The organism is Sphingobacterium haloxyli (assembly GCF_002980525.1).
Lineage (GTDB): Bacteria > Bacteroidota > Bacteroidia > Sphingobacteriales > Sphingobacteriaceae > Sphingobacterium > Sphingobacterium haloxyli.
The window spans coordinates 77,262-100,431 of the sequence record NZ_PVBQ01000016.1 but is presented as its reverse complement, the minus strand read 5'-3'; the positions used below and the strand labels follow the sequence as shown (position 1 = coordinate 100,431).

Genomic DNA, 23,170 nt, shown 5'->3' with positions numbered 1-23,170 from the left:
AGATAGGGATCAGAACGCTGATATACAACAGGATAGATGAATAAAATATCAACAAAAAATAGAAATAATGTGGAGAATAGTAGAAAATAAAAAAAGGCTGCTCAAAAATTACTTTTGAGACAGCCTCATTTTTATTTGTATATTCTACTTCTTATACAAACGCGCTTATTCCTGTAATGCTCCTTCCAACAATCAGTGAATTTATCTCCTTCGTACCTTCATAAGAATAAATAGCTTCCGCATCAGCCAGGAAACGAGCAACATTGTATTCTAACAAGATTCCGTTGCCCCCCATCACTTCACGTGCCCTTGACACAATGTCTCGTGTACGCAATGTGCAAAAGACTTTAGCCAACGAAGCATGCTCGTCCTTTAGTTTTCCTTCATCTTGCAATTCTGATAGTCGAAAAGCGAGCGTTTGCATAGCCGTCAGGTTGGAAAGCATCTCTACCAAGTGATTTTGAATCAACTGAAATGAAGCTATAGGCTTCCCGAACTGTTTACGTTTTAACGTATAATCCAGCGCATTTTCATAAGCACCTCGGGCACAGCCAACCGCCATCCAAGCTACCCCTGCACGTGTCATCTGCAACACCTTGGCGGTATCCTTAAAACTATTTGCGTGTGGCAAACGGTCAGACTCTTGCACCAGGCAGTCTGTCAACGTTATCAGTCCGTTTTGCACGATACGCAACGCCATCTTACCCTTTATCTTCTCCACCATAAACCCCGGGTTATCCTTACGTACGATGAAGCCTTTTACCTGATTATCATCTACATCACGGGCCCAAATGATGGTGATATCGGAGAACGTAGAATTTCCAATCCATTTCTTCTGCCCGTTTAGTACCCAACCTTCCGCTGTCTTACGACAAGTCGTGGTCAAACCTCCTGCCGTTGCGGACCCCACTTCTGGTTCCGTTAATCCGAACGCACCGATTTTCTCTAATCGCTGCATTTGGGGCAACCATTCATTTTTTTGCTCTTCGGAACCGCACATATAAATAGATCCCATTGCCAAGCCGCTTTGTACACCAAGAAATGTCGCAATAGAAGGATCTATTCTTCCAAATTCCGCGGCTATTATGCCATCCATCAGCGAAGTGCCTCCCGCGCAGCCATATCCCTTATAAACATATCCGCATACGTTCAACTCGGCCAACTTGGGGATAATTTCAAAGGGGAATTCGTCATGCAACCAATATTTATTTACGATAGGTTTGATTTCCCGTTCTAAAAAATCCCTCACCTTTAATTGGAGACTGCGGTCATCGGCAGATAACTTAGCTTCTATGTCATAAAAATCAGCATCGATTTCCGGGGCAGCCCGTTTCTTTCTATCGCTCGTCAACAACTTTGCCATTCCTTTCAGCTGTTCTTCACTCATTTTCGACATTCCGTCCATGAGCGCCGGAATATCGACTTTCTTGGACAATGCATCCAGCTGCTCTAAATTTACGTGCTTCAATAATTGAAGCATATTTTTCAGTTTTTTTATCATGTTCCGTTATTTGGGGTTACTCTCCTAATTTGTAACATTTTTTTTATGAAAAATGTTTTTTATTATTGTTTTTCAGCAAAACACTACTATATTTGCGCCGGCTTTAGAACAGGGAATATACAAAACGTGATTCGTTTTTATATATATTTTTTTATAAAAAGGCGGGTTACCTTTTATGATTGCCGGTATTAAAGTGTAATAAACAAATTTGTTTCAATAAAATAGAAAATTAAAAATGAAAAATTTATTCAAATTCGGATTTTTAGGTCTAGCTTTAACAATTGGATTCGCTTCTTGTGGCGGTCAGCAAACTCAAAACGAAGATGCTACTGAAACAGTAACTGAAGGAATTGAAAACTCAACTGAGCAATTAGCTGACTCATTGGAAAATGTTGCTGACTCAGTTAGATCAGAAGGCGATTCTATCGTTGACTCTTTGGAAAACGTTCAGTAATCCGATCGATTTAAAAAAATAAGTCAAAACCCACACAACTGTGTGGGTTTTCTTTTTTTGAAAGCGTTTGTTTTCGAGTTTTTCTTATTTTTGTTCCGTAGTTATATCGCGCCCTGGAAGGCAGGTATCTAATTTTAACTTTTATTTTCGTGATCATGAGCTTATCATCGCTAACTGCCGTCTCTCCTATCGACGGACGTTACCATAACAACACAAAGGAACTCGCAGACTTTTTCTCGGAATTTGCCTTGATTAAATACCGCGTCTTAGTGGAAGTAGAATATTTCATAGCATTGTGTGAATCCGGAATTCCGCAACTGGCACATTTTGACGGTTCACTCAACGATCGCCTCCGCCAAATTTACGAGAACTTCTCGTTGGAAGACGCGCAATGGATTAAGGAGACTGAGAAAGTAACTAACCATGATGTTAAGGCAGTCGAGTATTTTCTAAAGAATGAGTTTGAGAAACTAGGTTTGCACGACTCGCTCGAATTCATCCATTTCGGATTGACTTCACAGGATATAAACAACACCGCTATTCCATATTCCTGGAAAGAAGCGCTGCGCGAAACATATCTCCCCAACATTCAGGAGCTGATAGAAGAACTAAAATCACTTGCTGAACAGTGGGAGGATGTATCTATGCTGGCGAGGACACATGGACAACCCGCCTCTCCTACTCGCTTGGGAAAAGAAGTTAAGGTATTTGTCGAACGCATAGAGAAGCAATTGGAGTCGGTACAACAAGTTCCCTTCTCTGCAAAATTTGGTGGTGCTACGGGTAACTTCAATGCGCACCATGTAGCTTACCCTGCCACGGATTGGGTAGCCTTCGGCAATCATTTTGTAAATGAAAAGCTCGGTCTCTCCCGTTCCCAAACCACTACCCAAATTGAACATTATGATAATTTTGCTGCAAGTTGCGATGCCTTCAAACGCGTCAATACTATCCTCATCGATCTGTGTCGGGATATGTGGACATACATTTCCATGGAATATTTCAAGCAAAAAATTACAGCAGGGCAAATCGGGTCATCGGCCATGCCGCACAAAGTGAATCCGATAGATTTTGAAAATGCAGAGGGAAATTTAGGTATTGCCAATGCTTTGTTTGAACATCTGGCAGCAAAGCTTCCTATTTCACGTTTACAGCGCGATTTGACTGATTCGACCGTTTTACGGACTATAGGTGTTCCATTTGCGCATACCATGATCGCGATCAAATCCACCCTTAGAGGACTGAGGAAGCTCATTCTTAATGAATCTGCTCTCGAAGCAGATTTAGAAAACAATTGGGCAGTAGTAGCAGAAGCTATTCAAACAATATTGCGAAGAGAGGGATATCCTAAACCTTACGAAGCACTAAAAGATTTAACGCGTACTAATACGCATATCACGCAAGAAACGATTGCCGCTTTTGTGGATAGCCTGAATGTAAGCGCCGAAATTAAGGAAGAGATCAAGGCAATTTCTCCCAGCAATTATACCGGCATCGTACGATAAGCTTTGACGTCAAAATGACCTGTATTGGCATATTTTTGGCGTATATTTGTCAACTACTAGAAGATTACAAAAAATATGGCAACAATTAACGTATATACAGAATCGACTCCTAATCCTTCTACCATGAAGTTTTTAGTCAATAAATTATTGATTAACGGTAGTTTAGATTATCCCGATCGGGAAAGAGCACAAGAATCCGATTTTGCCAGAGAGCTGTTCAAATTCAACTTTGTAGAGGGCGTCTTTTTTGCGAGTAATTTCGTAACCGTTACGAAAAGCGAAGGAGTCGAATGGTCTGATATCGAGCCTTTGTTAAAAGACTTTGTAAAAGGTGCGGTGGAATCAGAACTAGCGGTTAAACCAATCGAACACTCCGAGGAGGTAAACTTCGAAGGGACGGACATCGAAGTAAAAATTCAGCAGGTTTTGCACGACTACGTTCGCCCAGCTGTAGAACAGGACGGGGGGGCGATTGCTTACAGATCATTTGACAACGGCGTGGTTACCGTAGAACTGAGAGGTTCATGTAGTGGTTGCCCTTCATCTACCATTACTTTAAAAGCCGGCATTGAGGGCTTGTTGAAAAGAATGGTACCAGAAGTAGAAGAAGTAGTTGCCGAAGCACTGTAGCCCAAAATAAAAAAACAGAAAAAAGGGAAGATTGTATGATCTTCCCTTTTTTAGTTACGGTTTTTATCAGCTACTCTACTAAAAATCATTAACTTTATAGCCAAAATAACCGAAACAATATATTTCAAAAATGAGTGCAGATATCAACAAACTAGAACAGATTGCTTCACAGGTAAGACGTGACATCGTTCGTATGGTACATGCTTGCCAGTCGGGTCACCCGGGAGGTTCGCTTGGTTGTACGGATTATTTTGTAGCGTTGTACTTTTACGCGATGAAAAATGATCCTTCCTTCAATATGGACGGCATCGGAGAAGATTTATTTTTCTTGTCAAACGGACACATTTCTCCGGTTTTCTATAGTACACTGGCCCGTGCCGGATATTTTCCTGTGAGTGAACTTGCTACGTTCAGAAAAATTGATTCACGTCTCCAGGGCCACCCAACCACACACGAAGGGCTGCCTGGCATCCGTATCGCTTCGGGCTCGCTAGGACAAGGTCTATCCGTTGCTATCGGTGCTGCGCAGGCGAAGAAATTGAACCAAGACAATAAATTAGTTTACGTAATGATGGGCGACGGTGAGCTACAGGAAGGGCAAGTTTGGGAAGCCGCGATGTATGCTCCGCACAACAAAATGGACAATATTATTGCCGCAATCGATTACAACGGTGCGCAGATCGACGGGGCGACAGAGGACGTTCTGTCCTTAGGAAACCTCCGCGCGAAGTGGGAAGCATTCGGCTGGGACGTGATGGAGGTGGAGCAGGGAAATGACATGGCAGCGATTGTACAAGGTTTAGACGAAGCCAAATCACGCACCGGAAAGGGTAAGCCTGTCATGATACTGCTACATACGGAAATGGGTAAAGGTGTAGACTTCATGATGGGATCGCACAAATGGCACGGTATTGCCCCTAATGACGAACAACTGGCGTCTGCATTGGCACAGAATGCTGAAACCTTGGGAGATTATTAATTAGATGTTAGACAGGAGACGATACTAAGAAATGAAAAAATATACTTATACAGAATCGAAAGACACCCGTTCCGGCTTCGGTGCTGGTCTATTAGAGGCAGGGAGACAGAATGACAGGGTGGTGGCACTCTGTGCCGACCTGATCGGATCATTAAAAATGAACGACTTCATTAAGGAGTTTCCAGAACGTTTCTTCCAGATCGGGATCGCGGAAGCCAATATGATGGGCATCGCTGCTGGCTTGACCATAGGTGGCAAGATTCCTTTTACAGGTACGTTTGCTAACTTTTCTACAGGCCGTGTATACGACCAGATCAGACAGTCCATAGCCTACTCGGATAAAAATGTAAAAATATGTGCTTCACATGCCGGGCTGACGCTGGGGGAAGACGGCGCAACGCACCAGATCCTCGAAGATATAGGATTGATGAAGATGCTTCCTGGCATGACGGTTATCAACCCATGCGATTTTAACCAGACGAAAGCGGCCACGCTGGCCCTGGTCAGTCACGAGGGACCCGCTTACCTACGTTTTGGACGTCCGGTCGTACCTAATTTCACACCTTCCGACCAAGTCTTTGAAATCGGAAAGGCAGTCATGCTAAACGAAGGTACAGACGTGACAATCATCGCCACAGGACATTTGGTTTGGGAAGCAATCCAGGCAGGTGAAGAATTGGAGAAGCTGGGCATTAATGCAGAAATTATCAACATTCACACCATTAAACCTCTGGATGAGGAAGCCGTCCTGAATTCGGTTAGCAAAACGGGCTGTGTGGTCACCGCCGAAGAACACAACCGCTTAGGTGGTCTGGGCGATAGCGTGGCGCAGCTTTTAGCGACGAAGAGGCCCACTCCCCAAGAATTTGTTGCGGTGAATGATAGCTTCGGCGAATCGGGAAAGCCGGCACAACTGATGGAGAAGTACGGGCTTAATGCAGCTTCTATTGTAGCAGCAGCAAGAAAGGTAATCACTAGAAAATAGTTGCAGAGAACAAATGGAAGACGCCTTAATTATATCAAAATTTGCTGATGAAAGCACACGCGAAGAGGCGTTCGGCTATTTGCTCAAAAAATACCAACAAAAAATATATTGGCACGTTCGCCGGATGGTTATTGACCATGACGATGCGGATGACGTCGTGCAGGATATATTCATCAAAGTTTGGCGAAACCTTGAAAAATTTCGAGAAGATTCCCAACTTTATACGTGGTTATATCGTATAGCTACGAACGAATGTATCACTTTTCTGAATAGAAAAAAACAAAAGCAGAGCATGTCGCTGGACGACGACAGCTCTGCTTATCTAGCAGAAACGTTGACAGAAGGAAGCTATTTTAACGGTGACCAAGCTCAAATGAAATTGCAACAGGCACTTTTAACCCTTCCTGATAAACAGCGATTGGTATTTAATATGAAATATTTCGAGGATCTCAAATACGATGAGATATCGGAGATTCTAGGCACCAGTGTCGGAGCATTAAAGGCCTCTTATCATCTGGCAGTTAAAAAAATAGAGCACTTTTTTACATCACACGATTAAACCCTAACAGGCTTTTCGACTCTAAACAAGTGACTATGAAGGAAGATAATACATATTACGATGGAATGGATGGTTTAAACCTACCGGGATCATTACGTATAAATCCCTTTGTGGTACCCGAATCCTACTTTTCACAGTTAACAGACAACATACAGTTCCACATCAAAATGGAACAGTATAATGATGTTAGACGTAGAGAATGGAATGTTCCTTCAGGATACTTTGAAAGTTTATCGGATAAGATCCTTTCTCAGACGCGCATAGAGGCCGTTGCAAAACAAGAAGCATTCGATGTTCCGGCAGGCTATTTTGAGAACCTTTCTGAGCACATTCAAGCTACAGTATTTGAAGATAAGCTAAAAGACCGAATATCTACTGAGGGCTTTACGATTCCTGAAGATTATGCTGGGATACTGGAAGAAAAGATTCTTGTACAGACAGTAAGCAAAGAAAGACAAAAAACAACGGTGCGAAGGCTGAATTCCAATAAATGGATTCGGTATGTGGCAGCAGCTTGTGTGGCTTTAGTGATTGGAGTTGCTTCCTACAATAGTATAAACGTTGAAACTGAAGAAAGTTTCAGTGAGTCACATCTGTCTTCTATTCCCGACGACGAGATTATTCATTATCTAAGTGCTTTGAATGATAGTCATGATATTCTTTATATCATGGAATGTATAGATCATTCCCATGATGTTGAAGGGGTTTGTACGCATGTAAAGGAAAATGACATTGAAGACTATTTAAATTATGCGTTATAATGTTACGTTTTAAACATTTATTTGTCACGATCAGTGCAGTTATATGCTGTATATTATCAGCAAGTGCACAGCCTCGGGATTCCAAACGATTTGCAGCAATCGAGAGTGAAAAAATTGCTTATATCACGAAAGAACTTAACTTAACGCCTAATGAGGCACAGCGTTTCTTTCCAATATACAATCAATACAGCAAAGACGTATGGACTATTCGATCGCAGAAAAAAGAAAATACCGAAAGCCCTTCTCCGAGGGGAGTAAACTCTTTTAACAGATCCAATAATAGATCAAATAGATCGGAAAAGCGGGATGTACTCTCTTACGATGCCAAAGAGCTAGAGATTAAAAAAGAATATCGAAAAAAGTTTGCTGAAGTAATCGGTTCAGCTAGGGCTTCGCAGTTCTTCGAAGTCGAACAAAGCTTCCGCGAATTGCTCTACAAAGAACTGCAAAGAAGAAACCGGTGATTTGAATAACACAACTACTCATAACAGCCTAGCGAGAGCAAGCGATCAGCCACTCCGTGTTGAATACTCCTCGCTGGTTATCAGTTACTGATTACTTTGTCACTAAAAAATGATTAGCAACAGAGAACTTTTTCTTAAAAACACTGCCCAAACCTCCTCCTCCCCCCGACTATTTGAAATCGTAAAGGCTGAGGGGGTCTATTTATACGGAGCTAACGGAGAACGTTATTTGGATCTTGTATCCGGTTTTAACGTAAGTAACATCGGACACCGGCATCCTGAAGTGTTAATGGCTATCCAAAGGCAATTGGAGAAATATCTCCATGTCACGGTGTACGGCGAGTTTGTACAAGCACCGCAAGTACAGTTTGCCACCGAATTACTAGCAACCCTTCCTCCCTCGTTTGGCTCCGTCTACCTCACAAACAGCGGTGCAGAGGCCGTTGAGGGTTCCATGAAAATTGCAAAAAAGTACACAGGCCGTCGGCAAATTATCGCGGCTGAAAAAGCCTATCATGGCAGCACTCAGGGAGCTTTAAGTTTAATCGGTAACCCCGCGTATCAGAAAGCATACGCCCCCCTACTCCCCGAAATAGAATTTATCCAGTTCAACAACATCGGTAGTTTAGATAGCATCACAAAGCAAACCGCGGCGGTTATTGTGGAAGCCATTCAGGGAGAGGCAGGCGTGCGTGTTCCATCTATTGAATTTATGCGGGCCCTTCGCAGAAAATGTGACGAGACGGGTGCAATTCTGATTTTTGATGAAATACAAACTGGTTTCGGAAGAACCGGAAAGCTGTTTGCTTTTGAGCATTTCGGGATCGTCCCAGATGTCTTGATGTTAGCAAAGGGTATCGGAGGCGGCATGCCGCTGGGTGCATTTGTCGCGCGAAAAGAGATCATGGATGTCATCAAAGACAACCCGATGCTGGGGCATATTACTACTTTTGGGGGACATCCAGTAAGCTGTGCTGCTGCATTAGCTTCGTTGCAGGTCATCCAAAACGAAAAACTGTTAGATACAGTGGAAGCAAAGGCCGCTTTGTTCCGTGCGGAGTTGAGCAATCCTAAAATAAAAGAAATTAGAGGAATGGGATTGATGATGTGTATCCAATTGGAAACCTTTGAACAGGTGTATCAGGTGAGTAGCTTTTGTGCGGAACACGGCGTGATGATCGACTGGTATCTGCACTGTGAAACAGCCTTACGCGTGGCCCCGCCACTTACGATATCGGAAGACGAAATAAAACATGCTTGCGAAATAATACAACAAGGTATTGAAAAATTCGTCTGAAAAACCTAACTTGGTTTCCATAAACCTTCACTTTATATGGAAACCAGACGAAAATTCTTAGCAAAAAGCCTCCTTACCTTAGGGGCGGCCACTATAGGCACAACGACGCTATTTGGAGCAGAAAACAACGTAGCGAAAGGAAACAAGTTACGCATACAGCAAGATGATGTCATCCTATTTCAAGGCGATTCTATTACCGATGCGGGGCGCAAGCGAGACAACTTAAATCCGAACGATACCAGCGCCTTCGGTCATGGGTATGCGATGATGGCTGGTGCGACGCTACTGAATACCTATGCCGATAAAAACATTCAGGTTTATAATCGGGGCATCAGTGGAAATAGAGTTCCAGACCTTATCGGCCGATGGGATACCGATACTCTTCAACTCCGCCCAACGGTATTAAGCATCCTTATCGGTGTAAACGATTTTTGGCGTACCATCGACAGAGGTGCTCAAAACACACCGCAGCAATATAAGCAACAATATCAGCAACTCTTGGATACGACTTTAAAACATCTCCCACAAGTTAAATTGATTATCGGCGAACCATTCGGAGTAAAAGACGTAAAACACGTCACGGATGCTTGGTATCCTGACTTTCTAGGTTATCAACAAGCAGCGAAAGAAATAGCAAAAGAGTACAATGCAACCTTTCTGCCGTATCAATCGGTGTTTGACAAAGCCGCAAGCCATGGTGCCGGTGACTATTGGACAACAGATGGTGTACATACCTCCCTGGCGGGTGCGAATCTCATGGCGGAAGCATGGCTAAGCTTGATCAAGTCATAATTTAGGGCCAGGTTCATTCCTGGCCTAAAATTCACTATTCCAATAATACAAACCATCACGTAAGATAATCTGTTGTTTATCTAGAAGCAAACGGATCATGTGCAGCTTTGTGTCGTCGTCGCCGATTGTGAGCTCATTACCAAGCTGCTTCACATCTCTTTCGCCTGCCAGCAACACCGTCTTTATCTCTTCCTGTAATTTCTCGTGTATTTCATGCCGATGTTGGCGTACCAGACATAAATCACAAATACCACAAAACGTTTCCTCCTTTTCCCCAAAATAGGTCTGCAACGCTATACTTCGGCAATCCTTCGCGTCGAGATACGCATAAATAGCTTTTATTTGTTGCTCTTTAATATCCTTTCTCTCTTCAATAAAGGACGTATCGATAAAAAGGTGTTTATAATCGACACGTGCTTGACGAAATTCTAGTTGCGGGGCATCCGTCTTGGGCAGATAAGAAGCCACTTCTAGTTGCTGAAGTCCTCGCAACAAATTCACCACCGTATCATAAGAAACTTTAAGTTTTTTCGCCAGCTCATACTCGTTCAGCGCTATGTAAAAATCAAATACGCCCCCTGTGGTACGCAAAATAAGCTTAATAAGCAGATCATACTTCGCTGACTGTACCTGAAATTTATACAACTCTTGGTAATCGATTTCAAATTTAAATCGAGATGGGATAAAGACGGCTTCAGATAAAGCAATCCATCCATCCCTTTCCAAGAACTTCAAGGCGCTCAACGTCGGAAAAATATCAATTCTATAGCGTTTACAAAAATCGACTACATCAAAATCAAAAAAAAGCCCTTTTCCCGCACCATAAGCAATTTGGAAATAATTTCCTAAGTGATGGTAAACCTGCTGTATAAAAGGTACCGGTGGAAAGCTCGATATAAAATTCTCCCACAATTTTTCGCGATCAGCTTGTTGATACATCAACACCGGAAATGCTTTTTTTCCATCGCGGCCAGCCCGGCCTGCTTCTTGGTAATAGGCTTCCAATGAATCGGGAATATCCAAATGCAATACAAACCGTACATCCGACTTATCTATTCCCATGCCAAACGCGTTGGTAGCCACAATGACACGTACCCGGTTTTCCATCCATCTATCCTGCTTTTGCGAACGGGTTTGTGCATCAAGTCCGGCATGGTAAAAGTCCGCAGGGATGCCGTGATTAACTAAATACTGTGCTACTTCTTGTGTCTCTCGTCGATTCCGAACATAAATCACGCCCGCTCCCCCGATCTTGTGTATCATGCGCAACATACGTCCCATTTTATCTTCTTCCGCTAAGACCATGTAGGCTAAATTTTCCCTACGGAAACTCTTTCGAAAAATCTGTCCTCCGACTGCGAACCCCAGCTTTTCTTGGATGTCCCCGACGACGCGCGGCGTGGCTGTAGCCGTCAATGCCAAAAAGGATGTGCTGGGATGAATCTCCCGCAACTTCGCTAACTCTAAATAAGCCGGACGAAAATCATACCCCCATTGTGAAATACAATGCGCCTCGTCGATGGCGAAAAGACTTACTTTCATATAGCGTATCCGTTCTTTTACCAAATCACTATACAGACGTTCCGGGGCGAGATAAAGAAACTTTATTCGTCCATATACACAATTATCCAATGCAACATCAACCTCTCTATGCGACATGCCCGAAAAAATAGCGACGGCTTCAATGCCTCTTTTTCTCAGGTTCTGGACCTGATCTTTCATCAAAGCGATTAGGGGGCTCACCACGATACATATACCCGCCATTTGAAGCGCCGGCACTTGAAAACAAATCGATTTCCCGCCGCCTGTAGGCATTAACGCCAAGGTGTCACGACCTTGTAACACGGCATTTATAATATCTTCCTGCAGCGGACGAAAGGCCTCATGCCCCCAATATTGCTTTAATATACCTAGGCTTTTATTTTCCATTACTTCTTCTCCCAAACATAAGCAAAATTATTTTTCAAGACATAATACGGCAATCCCAAAGCATCCGCGTTTTCTTCCACCTCCGGTAAAATCTCCGATGTATTCGATCCATCAACTATCAAAAGTCCAACACCGTTGAAGTATCCAATATCTACTGTATGATAAGATGACATATTACGCCACAATAAAATATCGCACATAATTGGCTTTTTATCTACTGGAGCGCCGTTTATAACGCCCAATATACCCACCGAAGTTCGAATCTTCATTTGTTGTTCCTTTCTTAATTTCAGTTGGTAGAAAACGATGTTTTCCGCTCGTATATAATGATTGAGATCTGGCAGAACCTGCTTAGCTAACCGTGGATGCTCCACACTATCCAACGTGGAGATCAACGCAACCTTACCGCGGTCTATCACCGCAATAGCAACATCACGCCCCACGTTATATATTTTTATTCCATTGTAAGACATATATCGTATGGAGTTAACGGCCACAGAGGATATTAAAATAGCTACCAAGATGAGCGTACACCACAAAAATTGCTTCCATTGGGTATACCAAGTGACAAGCAAAAACATAATAACCAAAAAGAATACGACAAGTTGTGCTTCCGACAAGCTTACACCCTGCGCCGTCGCAAGAGGCAATCTTTCAATAGCTTTAAGCCCCCCTAAAAGTATGTGACACAAATAGGTGAGCGCTGTTCCGAGATAACTACTGACGAACGGAAAAGGACATATTGCTAAAATTATGCCTCCATACATCAACACGGCGGTGGGTAGCGGGACAAAAAGATTTCCGAGCAGAAAATAATTAGGAAACTGGTGGAAGTAATACAGTGTTAAAGGCATTGTAAAGAATTGAGCGCTGACCGAAACTAATATAACTTGCCATATGGCACGCATCCATTTACTGTTTACGGGAAATGCCCTATTAAGCAGCGGATAGATTGTAAATAATCCAAAAACAGCCAAATAGGACAATTGAAAACCTATTTCGAAAATTGCAAAGGGGTCGAACAGAAGTAAGCAGCAGGCCGATGCGAAAAGCGAATTGAGATTTTGGTTAGACCGTTGACTCCATCCGGCTATTAACAGAAAAGAAATCATCACTCCTGCACGTAGCACGGATGGTGCCATTCCAGTCAACAAAACATAACCCCAGATCGAGATAAGAATCAGCGTGAACCGAATGGGCCTACCATGGGGATACCGATCTACAAAGGCTAGCAAAAAATTCAACAGGAAAAATACCATGCCTACGTGCAATCCAGAAACACTTAGAACGTGCACCGTACCGGTATTAATAAAGGCAGTTAATGTCTCCGCCTGAAAATTGGCCCGATAACCTAGAATCAGCGCCGAGCAAATCTCCAGCGCTTCTCTATCTGTTATAAAGCCTTCAAATTTACGGACGAAATATTGACGTATGGCCAACGCTTGCGCCACCATACTATTTCCTTTCTGACTTCCAATAACCCGCACATCTGCAGGTTGTATATAGGCCTGATGATACATGTTTTTATGCGCCAGATACCTTTTATAATTGAATTGGTTAGGGTTATGCGGCGCACGTACTTCCACGACGCTATTACGAAACAACAATTCATCGCCATAAGATAGTGTTAAATCAGGCTCATCGTTCTTCCGAGCAATACTTAGCATAATCTGTCCTGTCGCCAAGCGAGCTTCGCCCGTCTTCACAGCATAACGGACCTCCACGGGAAAGCGGACACCAGATTCGCCAAGTACAGGCTCGTCTCTAACGACCCCTATCAAATATTCCGCGTCTGCGAACATAAAGTGTCGTGACTGGTGTGCAGGGAGTTGCCGTCCGATCCAAAATACACCTAGGAAGAACAACATGAGGTAAAAAACCGGTGGAAAGACAGCTCGCCGCCATCGCTTATTATATGCTTCACTGCACACCAAAAGCAGGAACATGATCATGATACAACCACAAACGATCTGAAAAAGCAAAATCGATAGCGTTATATAATAACCGCAAACAATGCCTGTTCCGAAAAACAAAAAAACTTTAGCAAACGGTGTTTTTCGTAAAACCAAATAAACAGATTGTCCTACCATCGATATCGGAATTGCACTTTGATATCTGACCGACGAGGCCCGTCGCTTCGATCTAATCCCGAACCTACAGTTTCAACATCTAAATAGTGATTTTGACTATAACGCAGCCAGAAATCTACTTTTCGGCCGACGCGATATCGTAGGTTGATATAAGAACGACCTCCCTTCCCATTATACATCGGGAATGCGCTCGCGTACAACACATCGTTCTCGTATGCGTACAGCCTTGCATCATACGAATCGGTAGAAAACACGGCAAAACGTATATTTGCCTGTAGAGGCAGGCGAGCCGGTTTCCAGAATACATCTTGAAAGGCAAGCCATCCAAAATCAATTCTTCCCTGCTTCTCATACCGCACAGCTTCTGCCCGGTTCCGGATCTCCCATTGTTTGGACAACTTATATTGAAAGGCTAGGCGTAACTGGTCTTTCAACACGTCCACGACTGCCCTATTTGGAGGTCTCTCACTATTGTTCTCTCGCTTTAGCCGATGACGATAACGAAGCGAGACACGGCCTACCTTGTACCAAGTATATGTAAATTGAGATAGAACATCCATTCCCTCACTAGGTTCATCAACCCGATAACGCAACCATGGAAAACGGAACATGTCTATATAGTTTATCCATTCTATCTTTCTATTGGGATGAAACATGAATCCGGCATAAATACCTTCCTCGTTGACCACCGAGCTCCCTTCTCCCAACGCTTGCGCGAAAACTGCATGGTAGTTCCGTTGATAATTTCGATAATTGGCGAATACTGATATTTTCGGATGCAAACTGGTGATCAAACCATTGAGTGTGGCCCATCCCCGTCCATACTCATGGGCGGTTTCGCCAAATAGATACGTGTTTTTAAATGTATATTGGTAGTTTACACCAATATTGGTCAATCGGTCCCCCTCGAACGAATACGCATGACGAGGCGCACCGTCGTGTACAATGGTGCCATCGTATTGGGTATAGATACCTATGGCACCTACCTTGAGGCGTTTATAACGATAGGTTAGATCTAGTCCAATGACTCCTTGATTAATAGCACGACGGTTACGGAGCTCATTGGGTGTACGATGTAATCCGGATGTCGAAATGGAGCTGATGATATAACTGTTGTCTTCTGTGATTGAACGGTTTCCCGATAATTTTCGCCAGGAGACAAAAGGCGTAATTTCCCAGTTATCAAAAGATAACCGTGTGGCGAAACCAGAAAGATAGTTATGCTCATTCATAGAAGTATAGCTCCGTAGCCCTGCGCCTTGCCTGGCACTGCTCGTAATCATTGCTCCTTTACCGAAGCTCAGACCATTCCACATCACAAGCCCTTGCCCGATCTGCAACGCGTAATTGCCTAACAATACTTCCTTAAACACACCTAAGTCTTTTACATACAGGCTGACGCCATAATGATCAAAGCCATAGCGTTGCTTCTCTCGAAAAAAAGGCTCCCCTGCATCTTTCTCCATATTGATCGCCAAGCGTAAGCGATTACGGAAATTGAAACGGTAACGTAGCATATACCGATTTGCATCCCCCAGATAACGTGATCGGGTACTGTCTGTAATCAGGTAACCTTGTTGCCGCTGGAATACGGTACCGTAACGCAACATCAGCTGTTGCTCACTATCATCAAAAAGCGTCCGCCAGGTTAATCCTTTGAGTGGAAATGTAGTAGATACCGTGACGAACGGGCTTAATCGCTCAATGGTAGGCAGATCAAAATGATCAATCCCCTGCAGCTCAAGAACCGAAAGAAATTTTCCTGCCTGTTTGCGATGTGCCAAAAGACTCGCAATCTGCATAGGCGACAAAAATAAGAGCGTAGCAAGTTCCCGTTCGTCCGTTTTGTTTAGATCAATTGGTCGTGTACTATAATAGCGAAGAAGCTCAAGAAATTCATCAACTTCGATTTCTTCGTCCAATTCCTCCACAAGCTGTTCCACAATTTGTTCTACGACTTGGTTTTCGTCCCATGTTTGGCTTTTTACCAGCGTACTATACCCCGATAAAATAGCTGCGGTTAAAATAAATACGAAAATAAACCGCATAGAGCATGAGCATTAAAAATAAACCAATAGGGAGTGTCGAACCATATGATCCAATACGGTGTGTTGTCCGCCAGACTGTCCGGCAGAAAAATTCTCATTTTACACGTCAAAGCCATATTCCCACCCCAATGCAGAGCGGATAAATAATACTGCTGAACGGATAAATAGAGCATTACAACGGTTAGTGGTAATCTTCCTTTCATCACAATTCATTATAATTGATAAAGTGAAAATACAGAATATTAGAACATTATCCAATTCTCCCTATTAATCTTTTTAAAAAAGCAGATTTCATTTTGGTTTAAGCATAAAAAACGCTATCTTTGTGGCACCAAAAACATTGCGGGGTGGAGCAGTTGGTAGCTCGTCGGGCTCATAACCCGAAGGTCATCAGTTCGAGTCTGATCCCCGCTACTAACAGAATAAGCAAAGCGCGAGGCTAAGCTAAAAAAAAGAAACATTGCGGGGTGGAGCAGTTGGTAGCTCGTCGGGCTCATAACCCGAAGGTCATCAGTTCGAGTCTGATCCCCGCTACTTTGAAAAAGAGGCAATTAACAAGAGTTAGTTGCCTTTTTTCTTTTTTATCCTAATCTACTGAATAAGCCATATACATAAACAACAAATTTGTTTCACAGCGTTCGCTTAAATAGTCCATCCAAATAACCGCTTTTTTTTGCGCTTGCCTTCCCTCGGAAAGCAAAACCAGAAGCGGACACAAAACCAACGGCTAATGTCATGTACTACAATCCCTAAAAACCGGGTTTTACCTATTATTTTGTTGCTCGATCAAACCCGTTTGAAATTCGCGCTGAACGAATCCGCTGGTGTCCACACCTTTTTCATACAACGCCGTTCGGACGATTTCGGCAGCTTGGGCAAAGCCCGACTGTGTAAGCCCGTGGAATTGCGACGAGGCCACGTAAAAGCTAATACCCGAAAAGCGTTCCAAAAACCAGCTCAAATCGGTCAAATTGGTATAGCCGGTACTCCCGACCATTTTTTCGGGCAATTCCTCCGGCTGCTCGTACTCCAGCATCCACATCAGGGTGAACGGCGTACGTGGCTTCTCCCGGGTCATCCCGATTCTGAAAAACGACGATAGTTCGGCCCGTTCGTCATACAGGAAAAAATAGAGTTTCTTGGATTCGCGTGCGGCTGCGCGGGGATGATACTGGATCTGTGGAAATTGGAGGGAGTCACGCCAAAGGTATATGCGGTAACCGAGTGAGTCTTTGTCGCGGATAAAATCCCGTGCCGCACGGGTAGTTTCCGTCATGGCAAGCAAAGGAAGGTCGGTTGTCGCACTTGCATCGCTATTGGGTATCAGTACCGGTTTCAGATCGGCTGAAGCATCATTGCTGAATAGGTACACATTCCCGTCATCCGCAATGGTGCGCCTGAGCGCTTCCTGTTGTTCGCTGTATTGTGTCAACGCATTTTGCTGTAGCCTTTCGATAGGATCCGGGTTAAGTTTTTTGACAATATCGGGAATATAGGTTCTGGCAAAAATGAACATTGATAAGACCAGCGACACCGGAATCACGATGTTCCTTGCCCGATTCTGCCGTTTACGAGCCGCTTCCAGCTCTTCCCGCGCTTCGGTATGGATGGCTGCGGCGACTCCCTTTTTGTTATTGGCGGGCACGGTCCGCGAAACAAGTATATCGTGCAGAGTTGGGGCATCGATCTCGGACCTTGTGCCAATCTCCGGAATCCGACCAGCATCTGTAACGCTTCCATGCTGTTGCCAGGCATCCATATGGCTGACAAACGTATCCAGAAATGCCATGTAAATTGGGATTTCCTGCTCGTATTCCTTCACGTGTAAATCGAAGCGATATCTTTTACCGGCTTTAGTGGATAGCAACAGCGAAGGCGCTGGTTTGTCAAAGTTCAGACGGGAGAGACCCTTCCGGATTTTATAATGATCGATATCATCAAAACGTATCTGGCCAAATATCCGGGAGCTGAACCCACCTGTCACAAAAGTGATTTCCTCTCTTTCATTCCTTGCGCGGGTCTGTTTTACGGCAAAATAAACGATGCTCCCAAACCAAACAGCCACTCCGAAAATAAGACATATGCCGGCGTATCTTGTATCCACACGGTAATGCTCCAGGAATAGCGCAACAGGAACGAGCACCAAAAGTCCCGCAAACAACGTGATGAGGATGGCGTAGGTGTAACGTACGTTTATGAAATAGAAGGTATAAGACCGCTGTGTATGCATATGTGGTTTCTTCCTATTTTTTAATATCCAAGCTTTCCCCGGCAGATACCCGCATATGGGCCGTATCAGCCGCCTGATGGTGAACAACGGGTGCAGCGCAGTCGCTAGCAATCAGGTTACGTAGCCAAGAAGTGCAACAGCGACAAAATGAATCGGTACATCGTCGTAAATTGTAAGTACGCAGCAAAAATACCACTTATGACACTGTATGGAAATAGCGAATTTCAGGGGTTTTGTAGTCAAACGGCACCGCATATCGCAGGAAGTAAACATTGCGGCATTCCATAACCTCAAAATAAGCTTCTAATTCGCGATGACAACAACTTACCCGCACTATCCCCAGGCGTACCAAAATCAAGGGCCGGCGAAGTGCCGGCCCTTGATTTTTTAGCAAACAGAATTATATCGACGCCTATTATTATTTGATTTCAAACAAGTCGGAAATTGACCCGTGTTCGTTTACGTTTTTAATCGCGCCTGCAAATAAATCAGCCGTAGATAACACCTTAATTTTACTGCAACTTTTTTGCTTCTCTGGATTAAGTCGAATGGTGTCACTGACAATCATTTCTGTTAGGACCGAGTTCTCAATTGTATCATACGCTTTCCCTGATAATACCGCATGCGTACACACCGCCCTTACCGAACGAGCGCCATTTTCCATAATTAATGCAGCCGCTTTTGATAACGTACCAGCTGTATCACATATATCGTCAATCAACACTACGTCCTGATCCTTCACCTCTCCGATAATCGACATCGATTCGATTTCATTGGCACGTTTACGACGTTTGTCACAAATAATAACCTCAGCATTGAAGAATTTAGCAAATGTCCGAGCACGATAAGACCCCCCCATATCCGGAGACGCAATGGTGAGGTTTGGCAAATTCAACGATTTTATATAAGGCACAAATATAATGGAACCGTCAAGATGATCCACCGGAATATCAAAGAATCCTTGTATCTGTGCAGCATGCAAGTCCATAGTCATGATACGATGCGCGCCGGCGGCCATGATAAGGTTTGCAATTAACTTTGCACCAATGGCTACACGAGGTTTATCCTTTCTGTCTTGACGAGCATAACCGAAATAGGGAACAACTACCGTGATATAATGAGCAGAAGCGCGCTTTGCGGCATCAATCATGAACAAAAGCTCTAAAAGATTATCGGTTGGTTGGTTCGTGGATTGGATTAAGAATACGTCGCTTCCGCGTACTGATTCATTGTAAAAAGGCTGCATTTCTCCATCACTGAACTTGGATAAGGTCATGTCGCCGAGCGGCTTCCCATAAGATGTAGAGATTTTTTCCGCTAATTCCACTGTCCCAGACCCTGCGAACAGCTTCACCGTGTTAAATTGCAAAGGCATTTCTTATGCGTGTTTTATATGTTTGTTGGATTACTAATATTTCCAATAGAAAAAGAAAATCAAAAAGTTGTCCGACCTGGATTCGAACCAGGACTAAATGAACCAAAATCATTTGTACTACCCTTATACTATCGGACAAAAAACGCCAAGATTAACTCAGCTTTGCCGCAAAGTTAGCCAAATGTTTCTTAAAACAAAAGAGTTAAATTACAATGGGTTAAAGAGGTTCTGAAATAAATTTGCTAATCAAAAAAAATACCGTATTTTTGCACCTCAAATTAGATAATTAAAAGATGAAACCGATCCCGATTTATCGGGGAGCTCTCATCAACCATTAAAAATTAAAAAAATTAGATGAAATCAATTGCTATTAGCGGTTCTGTTAGACAGAACGTAGGGAAAAGAGATGCAAAAGAATTGCGTTACGAAGGAAAGATTCCTGCAGTTCTTTATGGTGGCAAAGAACAAACCCACCTAGCTGTATCCGCAGCTGATTTGAAATCTGTTCTTTATACTGCTGACGTAGTATTCGTAGAATTAGATATCGACGGCAAAAAAACACGCGCCATTGTTCAAGACGCACAGTTCCACCCGCTTACCGACCTGGTAACACACGTGGATTTCTTAGAATTGTTTGACGACAAGCAAGTTTCCGTAAACATTCCTATCAAATTAACAGGAGATTCTCCCGGTGTTAAAATGGGGGGTAAACTTGTTCAGAAACTACGTAGCCTTCGCGTAAAAGCGTTACCAAACGACCTTCCTCAAGAAATTGAGGTTCCTATGGAATCCTTAGAGGTTGGTAAATCTTATCGCGTAAGACAAGTATCCTTGGAAAATGCGAAAGTTCTTAACAATGCTGACGATACCATCGTATCTGTAGTAATGTCTCGTGCATTGCGTCAAGCAGAGCAGGAAGCAGCAAAAGCAGCAAAAGGAGCTAAGAAATAGTACCCAGCATTTAGACAAATAAAAAAGCATCGCATAAGCGATGCTTTTTTATTTGTCTAATATCTAATCTTTATCTTTGCGTCCATGAATTATTTAATTGTCGGATTAGGCAACATAGGCAGGGAATATACGGACACGCGTCATAACATCGGGTTCATGGTAGCAGACGAAGCGGCAAATCAAGCCGGAGCAACCTGGTCGTTAATGAAGCTTGCTTACTATACAGAATTTAAATTAAAAGGCAGAAACGTATACATGATCAAGCCTACCACTTTTATGAATTTAAGCGGCAAGGCTGTAAACTATTGGATGCAGGAGCTGAAAGTTCCGATAGAGCACGTACTGGTTGTGGTAGACGACCTAGCGATTCCATTCGGTTCTCTACGCATCAAGCCCAAAGGCTCCGCCGCAGGTCACAATGGGCTCCGTTCTATAGAAGCTACTTGCGGTGGGCAAAACTACCCTCGTCTGCGTTTTGGTATCGGCGACAATTTCCCCAAAGGCCGTCAAGTGGATTATGTATTGAGTCCTTTTGATGCCGACGAGCAAAAGGAATTGCCCGCACTCATTGACCATGCTGTGAAAATGATACAGAGTTTTGTCCATATCGGCATCGAATTGACGATGACGAATCTGAATACGAAGTAAGGAAGATCCACCGGCTTGGGATGTTCCGGTTTACCGGGTTGTTACCTTGACCAACCCGTCGTGTTCACTCAAGCTGCCTTTTTTGTTATGCGCCTTTAAATAATCTTTGGCCTGCTCTTCTGTTAGGGTAACGATACTTGTTTTATCCTCTTCCTTTATCTTTGCATACACTTTTTTGGAAACCAGCTCGCCGTCTACCATATAGGCTGGATTCTTCAATGGCTTGGGTGCAACAAAACCCCATACACGTCTTCCTCTTCGATTTGCATCCGCGGTAGCTCCCATCGTATCGACTGTCACCGCTTTGCTATCAGGGTCCCTATATCCTTTTACGGTGATGACAGGAGCATCTCCTTGCGTATTTCCACCACTTTTAGTCGCAATGACTAATACTCCGTTTTTTCCTTTATCACCATATACTGAGATTGCCGATTTATCTTTCAATACTGTGATGGATTCTATTTCATTAGGATCCAAGGCGTCCAATGCGGTTTTGCCTTTTGACTGCACTTCATCATCTATTACGTACAAGGGCACAGTACCCGATTTCAGTCCCCTCGATAACAATAACGGCTGTTTTGTCGTATCCAACGGGTTCTTTTTTACTCCCTGTACCCTAAAATGACCAATACTATTGACCACCTCCGCTGAAGTTGTCCTGTCATTATCTCCAACAGTACCACTTAAAGTATCGGTCATTTCCTTCTGCGACTGTTCTTTTTTCCGAACAGCGTCCTGCCTAGCTTTCGCTATAGTAGTAATTTCAACAACTCCGTGTGCAGCTTCATTGCCATATTTCACTATAGCTTCCGCACTGTTCTTCCATACACTTACGCTCTCAATATCATCCGGATTCAACGCGTCTAAATCAAAGCCAGACAGCATCTGTTTACCGTCGACGATATACAACGGCTCTCTCTGGAGTCCCTTAACGTCCAGTTTACTTTCCTTGCTTGACAAGGCCTCTTGTTCAGACTTTGTCATATCTGGGCCGACAACCACACCTTCCAACGACTCCTGATCGTGATCATACCTTTCATTTTTTTCTTCAGCTTTGAAAGAATCTAATCGTTTTTCCCTAACCACTTCCGCCGCTTCTGTAATCTTCACATCAGCCTTGCTGATCGTAAATGCTCCTGCCGAGAAAATGAAGATCGGTAGCAGGAAAGCATATTTGCTCAATTCGAGTTTCGACGATTTTTTCTTGTTCATCATCATAATGCGCTTTTTTAAAAATTTAAAATTAAATTGGCTGCTCACGCCCAACGAAGCACCTTGTTTCGATACGTTCAGCAGTGAATACTGGTAGGTTTTCCGATCCACCCCCTTATTCAGCACTTGTTGATCTGTCAAATATTCCAAATTTTGACGTACGGCTCTGCGCATAAACCAAACGAAGGGATTATACCAACACAGTATCAGTAAAATTTCAAACATTAATATATCTATGCTATGAAGGCCTTTCACATGGATATTCTCATGTTCAAAAATGCCATAGAGTTCCGATTCTTGATGTTGTTCCTTATGGAGGTAAATCTTGTTTAAAAACGAAAAAGGAACAATGGGAAATAGCACATGTTGATACCAGTATGTTTTCCATATAGCTTTCCGTGAATGGAGATGAATACGCAATAAGCTCAGCAATTGTATACACAACCGGGTAACAAACCACAATCCAACGACCGCAATACCACTATATATCGCGTTCTCCAACGTATAAACGGACTCTTCTACTTGACGCATATAGAAACCGGGCAGATACGCCATCAATTCCCCTACCGGTTCTATATGGTCTCGAAAAAGGGATTTTATATCTAAAAAAGGATATGCGAACGAGAAAAAGCCACCCACAAGAAAGTATCCCCTATTTAGACGATAAAACGTCAATCTTTTCAATAAGACGGAATACCCTATATATACAACAGCTAATAAGATATTCACCTGAATGATATAGGCGAGTAGGGAATACATA

The 23,170-nt window shown here is 43.3% G+C and carries 19 protein-coding genes and 2 tRNA genes; 14 read left to right on the top strand and 7 right to left on the bottom strand.

Annotated elements, in window-relative coordinates; all coding sequences use genetic code 11:
* Positions 1-151: 151 nt before the first annotated feature.
* The gene (locus tag C5745_RS16790) at positions 152-1,501 is read right to left on the bottom strand and encodes an acyl-CoA dehydrogenase family protein (protein ID WP_105718170.1); all 1,350 of its coding nucleotides are present in this window, start codon (positions 1,499-1,501) and stop codon (positions 152-154) included.
* Between the two features lie 235 nt (positions 1,502-1,736).
* Here C5745_RS16790 and C5745_RS16785 point away from each other — a divergent pair, with 235 nt between their 5' ends.
* The 10 genes from C5745_RS16785 (at position 1,737) to C5745_RS16740 (ending at position 9,927) form a co-directional block, all read left to right on the top strand.
* Positions 1,737-1,955, top strand: coding sequence for a hypothetical protein (locus C5745_RS16785; protein ID WP_105718169.1), 219 nt, complete (start codon positions 1,737-1,739; stop codon positions 1,953-1,955).
* 155 nt (positions 1,956-2,110) lie between these two features.
* The gene (gene purB, locus C5745_RS16780) at positions 2,111-3,460 is read left to right on the top strand and encodes an adenylosuccinate lyase (RefSeq protein ID WP_105718168.1); all 1,350 of its coding nucleotides are present in this window, start codon (positions 2,111-2,113) and stop codon (positions 3,458-3,460) included.
* A gap of 75 nt (positions 3,461-3,535) precedes the next feature.
* A complete protein-coding gene (locus C5745_RS16775) occupies positions 3,536-4,090 on the top strand; it encodes a NifU family protein (RefSeq protein ID WP_105718167.1) in 555 nt (184 codons plus the stop codon).
* Between the two features lie 130 nt (positions 4,091-4,220).
* Positions 4,221-5,069 carry a transketolase gene (locus tag C5745_RS16770; RefSeq protein ID WP_105718166.1) on the top strand — a complete coding sequence of 283 codons (849 nt, stop codon included), beginning with the start codon at positions 4,221-4,223 and terminating at the stop codon, positions 5,067-5,069.
* 31 nt (positions 5,070-5,100) lie between these two features.
* Entirely contained in the window at positions 5,101-6,054 is a 954-nt protein-coding gene (locus C5745_RS16765) for a transketolase family protein (RefSeq protein ID WP_105718165.1), read from the top strand.
* Between the two features lie 13 nt (positions 6,055-6,067).
* Positions 6,068-6,613 (top strand): RNA polymerase sigma factor, encoded by a 546-nt coding sequence (locus C5745_RS16760; RefSeq protein WP_105718164.1) that lies wholly within the window; start codon positions 6,068-6,070, stop codon positions 6,611-6,613.
* 35 nt (positions 6,614-6,648) lie between these two features.
* On the top strand, positions 6,649-7,374 hold the full coding sequence (locus C5745_RS16755) for a hypothetical protein (RefSeq protein ID WP_105718163.1): 726 nt from the start codon (positions 6,649-6,651) through the stop codon (positions 7,372-7,374).
* Positions 7,374-7,838, top strand: coding sequence for a hypothetical protein (locus C5745_RS16750; protein ID WP_105718162.1), 465 nt, complete (start codon positions 7,374-7,376; stop codon positions 7,836-7,838). The genes C5745_RS16755 and C5745_RS16750 overlap by 1 nt, the downstream gene beginning before the upstream one ends.
* Before the next feature lie 109 nt (positions 7,839-7,947).
* Entirely contained in the window at positions 7,948-9,135 is a 1,188-nt protein-coding gene (locus C5745_RS16745; protein ID WP_105718161.1) for an aspartate aminotransferase family protein, read from the top strand.
* Between the two features lie 36 nt (positions 9,136-9,171).
* Positions 9,172-9,927 carry an SGNH/GDSL hydrolase family protein gene (locus tag C5745_RS16740; protein WP_105718160.1) on the top strand — a complete coding sequence of 252 codons (756 nt, stop codon included), beginning with the start codon at positions 9,172-9,174 and terminating at the stop codon, positions 9,925-9,927.
* A gap of 24 nt (positions 9,928-9,951) precedes the next feature.
* On the opposite strand, the gene C5745_RS16735 is transcribed toward C5745_RS16740, so the two are convergent.
* From C5745_RS16735 to C5745_RS16725, 3 genes are all read right to left on the bottom strand, one after another.
* Positions 9,952-11,871, bottom strand: a complete 1,920-nt coding sequence (locus C5745_RS16735; RefSeq protein WP_317046850.1) for a RecQ family ATP-dependent DNA helicase — start codon at positions 11,869-11,871, stop codon at positions 9,952-9,954.
* Positions 11,856-13,838, bottom strand: coding sequence for a ComEC/Rec2 family competence protein (locus C5745_RS16730; protein WP_165793118.1), 1,983 nt, complete (start codon positions 13,836-13,838; stop codon positions 11,856-11,858). Before C5745_RS16730 ends, C5745_RS16735 begins: the two co-directional genes overlap by 16 nt.
* A gap of 101 nt (positions 13,839-13,939) precedes the next feature.
* Positions 13,940-15,994 carry a ComEA family DNA-binding protein gene (locus tag C5745_RS16725; RefSeq protein ID WP_105718157.1) on the bottom strand — a complete coding sequence of 685 codons (2,055 nt, stop codon included), beginning with the start codon at positions 15,992-15,994 and terminating at the stop codon, positions 13,940-13,942.
* Between the two features lie 341 nt (positions 15,995-16,335).
* Between C5745_RS16725 and C5745_RS16720 the strand changes: the two genes are divergently transcribed.
* Both C5745_RS16720 and C5745_RS16715 read left to right on the top strand, forming a co-directional pair.
* A tRNA-Met gene (locus tag C5745_RS16720) sits at positions 16,336-16,408 on the top strand.
* 47 nt (positions 16,409-16,455) lie between these two features.
* Positions 16,456-16,528 (top strand) — tRNA-Met (locus C5745_RS16715).
* A 229-nt stretch (positions 16,529-16,757) separates the two neighbouring features.
* Here the strand turns inward: C5745_RS16715 and C5745_RS16710 are convergent.
* Complete coding sequence (locus C5745_RS16710; protein ID WP_133166367.1) at positions 16,758-18,224, bottom strand: hypothetical protein; 1,467 nt, start codon at positions 18,222-18,224, stop codon at positions 16,758-16,760.
* A gap of 418 nt (positions 18,225-18,642) precedes the next feature.
* Complete coding sequence (locus C5745_RS16705) at positions 18,643-19,599, bottom strand: ribose-phosphate pyrophosphokinase (protein WP_105718155.1); 957 nt, start codon at positions 19,597-19,599, stop codon at positions 18,643-18,645.
* A gap of 354 nt (positions 19,600-19,953) precedes the next feature.
* Here C5745_RS16705 and C5745_RS16695 point away from each other — a divergent pair, with 354 nt between their 5' ends.
* Positions 19,954-20,550, top strand: a complete 597-nt coding sequence (locus C5745_RS16695; RefSeq protein WP_105718154.1) for a 50S ribosomal protein L25/general stress protein Ctc — start codon at positions 19,954-19,956, stop codon at positions 20,548-20,550.
* An 84-nt stretch (positions 20,551-20,634) separates the two neighbouring features.
* Entirely contained in the window at positions 20,635-21,198 is a 564-nt protein-coding gene (gene pth, locus C5745_RS16690) for an aminoacyl-tRNA hydrolase (protein WP_105718153.1), read from the top strand.
* Between the two features lie 30 nt (positions 21,199-21,228).
* Here the strand turns inward: pth and C5745_RS16685 are convergent, their stop codons facing one another.
* Positions 21,229-23,169 carry a M56 family metallopeptidase gene (locus C5745_RS16685; protein WP_105718152.1) on the bottom strand — a complete coding sequence of 647 codons (1,941 nt, stop codon included), beginning with the start codon at positions 23,167-23,169 and terminating at the stop codon, positions 21,229-21,231.
* Position 23,170 lies beyond the last annotated feature (1 nt).

Bases quoted from the DNA above. Each gene is read 5' to 3' on its own strand.
- C5745_RS16790 (WP_105718170.1), bottom strand. From the start codon at position 1,501: ATGATAAAAAAACTGAAAAATATGCTTCAATTATTGAAGCACGTAAAT.
- C5745_RS16785 (WP_105718169.1), top strand. From the start codon at position 1,737: ATGAAAAATTTATTCAAATTCGGATTTTTAGGTCTAGCTTTAACAATT.
- purB (WP_105718168.1), top strand. From the start codon at position 2,111: ATGAGCTTATCATCGCTAACTGCCGTCTCTCCTATCGACGGACGTTAC.
- C5745_RS16775 (WP_105718167.1), top strand. From the start codon at position 3,536: ATGGCAACAATTAACGTATATACAGAATCGACTCCTAATCCTTCTACC.
- C5745_RS16770 (WP_105718166.1), top strand. From the start codon at position 4,221: ATGAGTGCAGATATCAACAAACTAGAACAGATTGCTTCACAGGTAAGA.
- C5745_RS16765 (WP_105718165.1), top strand. From the start codon at position 5,101: ATGAAAAAATATACTTATACAGAATCGAAAGACACCCGTTCCGGCTTC.
- C5745_RS16760 (WP_105718164.1), top strand. From the start codon at position 6,068: ATGGAAGACGCCTTAATTATATCAAAATTTGCTGATGAAAGCACACGC.
- C5745_RS16755 (WP_105718163.1), top strand. From the start codon at position 6,649: ATGAAGGAAGATAATACATATTACGATGGAATGGATGGTTTAAACCTA.
- C5745_RS16750 (WP_105718162.1), top strand. From the start codon at position 7,374: ATGTTACGTTTTAAACATTTATTTGTCACGATCAGTGCAGTTATATGC.
- C5745_RS16745 (WP_105718161.1), top strand. From the start codon at position 7,948: ATGATTAGCAACAGAGAACTTTTTCTTAAAAACACTGCCCAAACCTCC.
- C5745_RS16740 (WP_105718160.1), top strand. From the start codon at position 9,172: ATGGAAACCAGACGAAAATTCTTAGCAAAAAGCCTCCTTACCTTAGGG.
- C5745_RS16725 (WP_105718157.1), bottom strand. From the start codon at position 15,994: ATGCGGTTTATTTTCGTATTTATTTTAACCGCAGCTATTTTATCGGGG.
- C5745_RS16710 (WP_133166367.1), bottom strand. From the start codon at position 18,224: ATGCATACACAGCGGTCTTATACCTTCTATTTCATAAACGTACGTTAC.
- C5745_RS16705 (WP_105718155.1), bottom strand. From the start codon at position 19,599: ATGCCTTTGCAATTTAACACGGTGAAGCTGTTCGCAGGGTCTGGGACA.
- C5745_RS16695 (WP_105718154.1), top strand. From the start codon at position 19,954: ATGAAATCAATTGCTATTAGCGGTTCTGTTAGACAGAACGTAGGGAAA.
- pth (WP_105718153.1), top strand. From the start codon at position 20,635: ATGAATTATTTAATTGTCGGATTAGGCAACATAGGCAGGGAATATACG.
- C5745_RS16685 (WP_105718152.1), bottom strand. From the start codon at position 23,169: ATGTATTCCCTACTCGCCTATATCATTCAGGTGAATATCTTATTAGCT.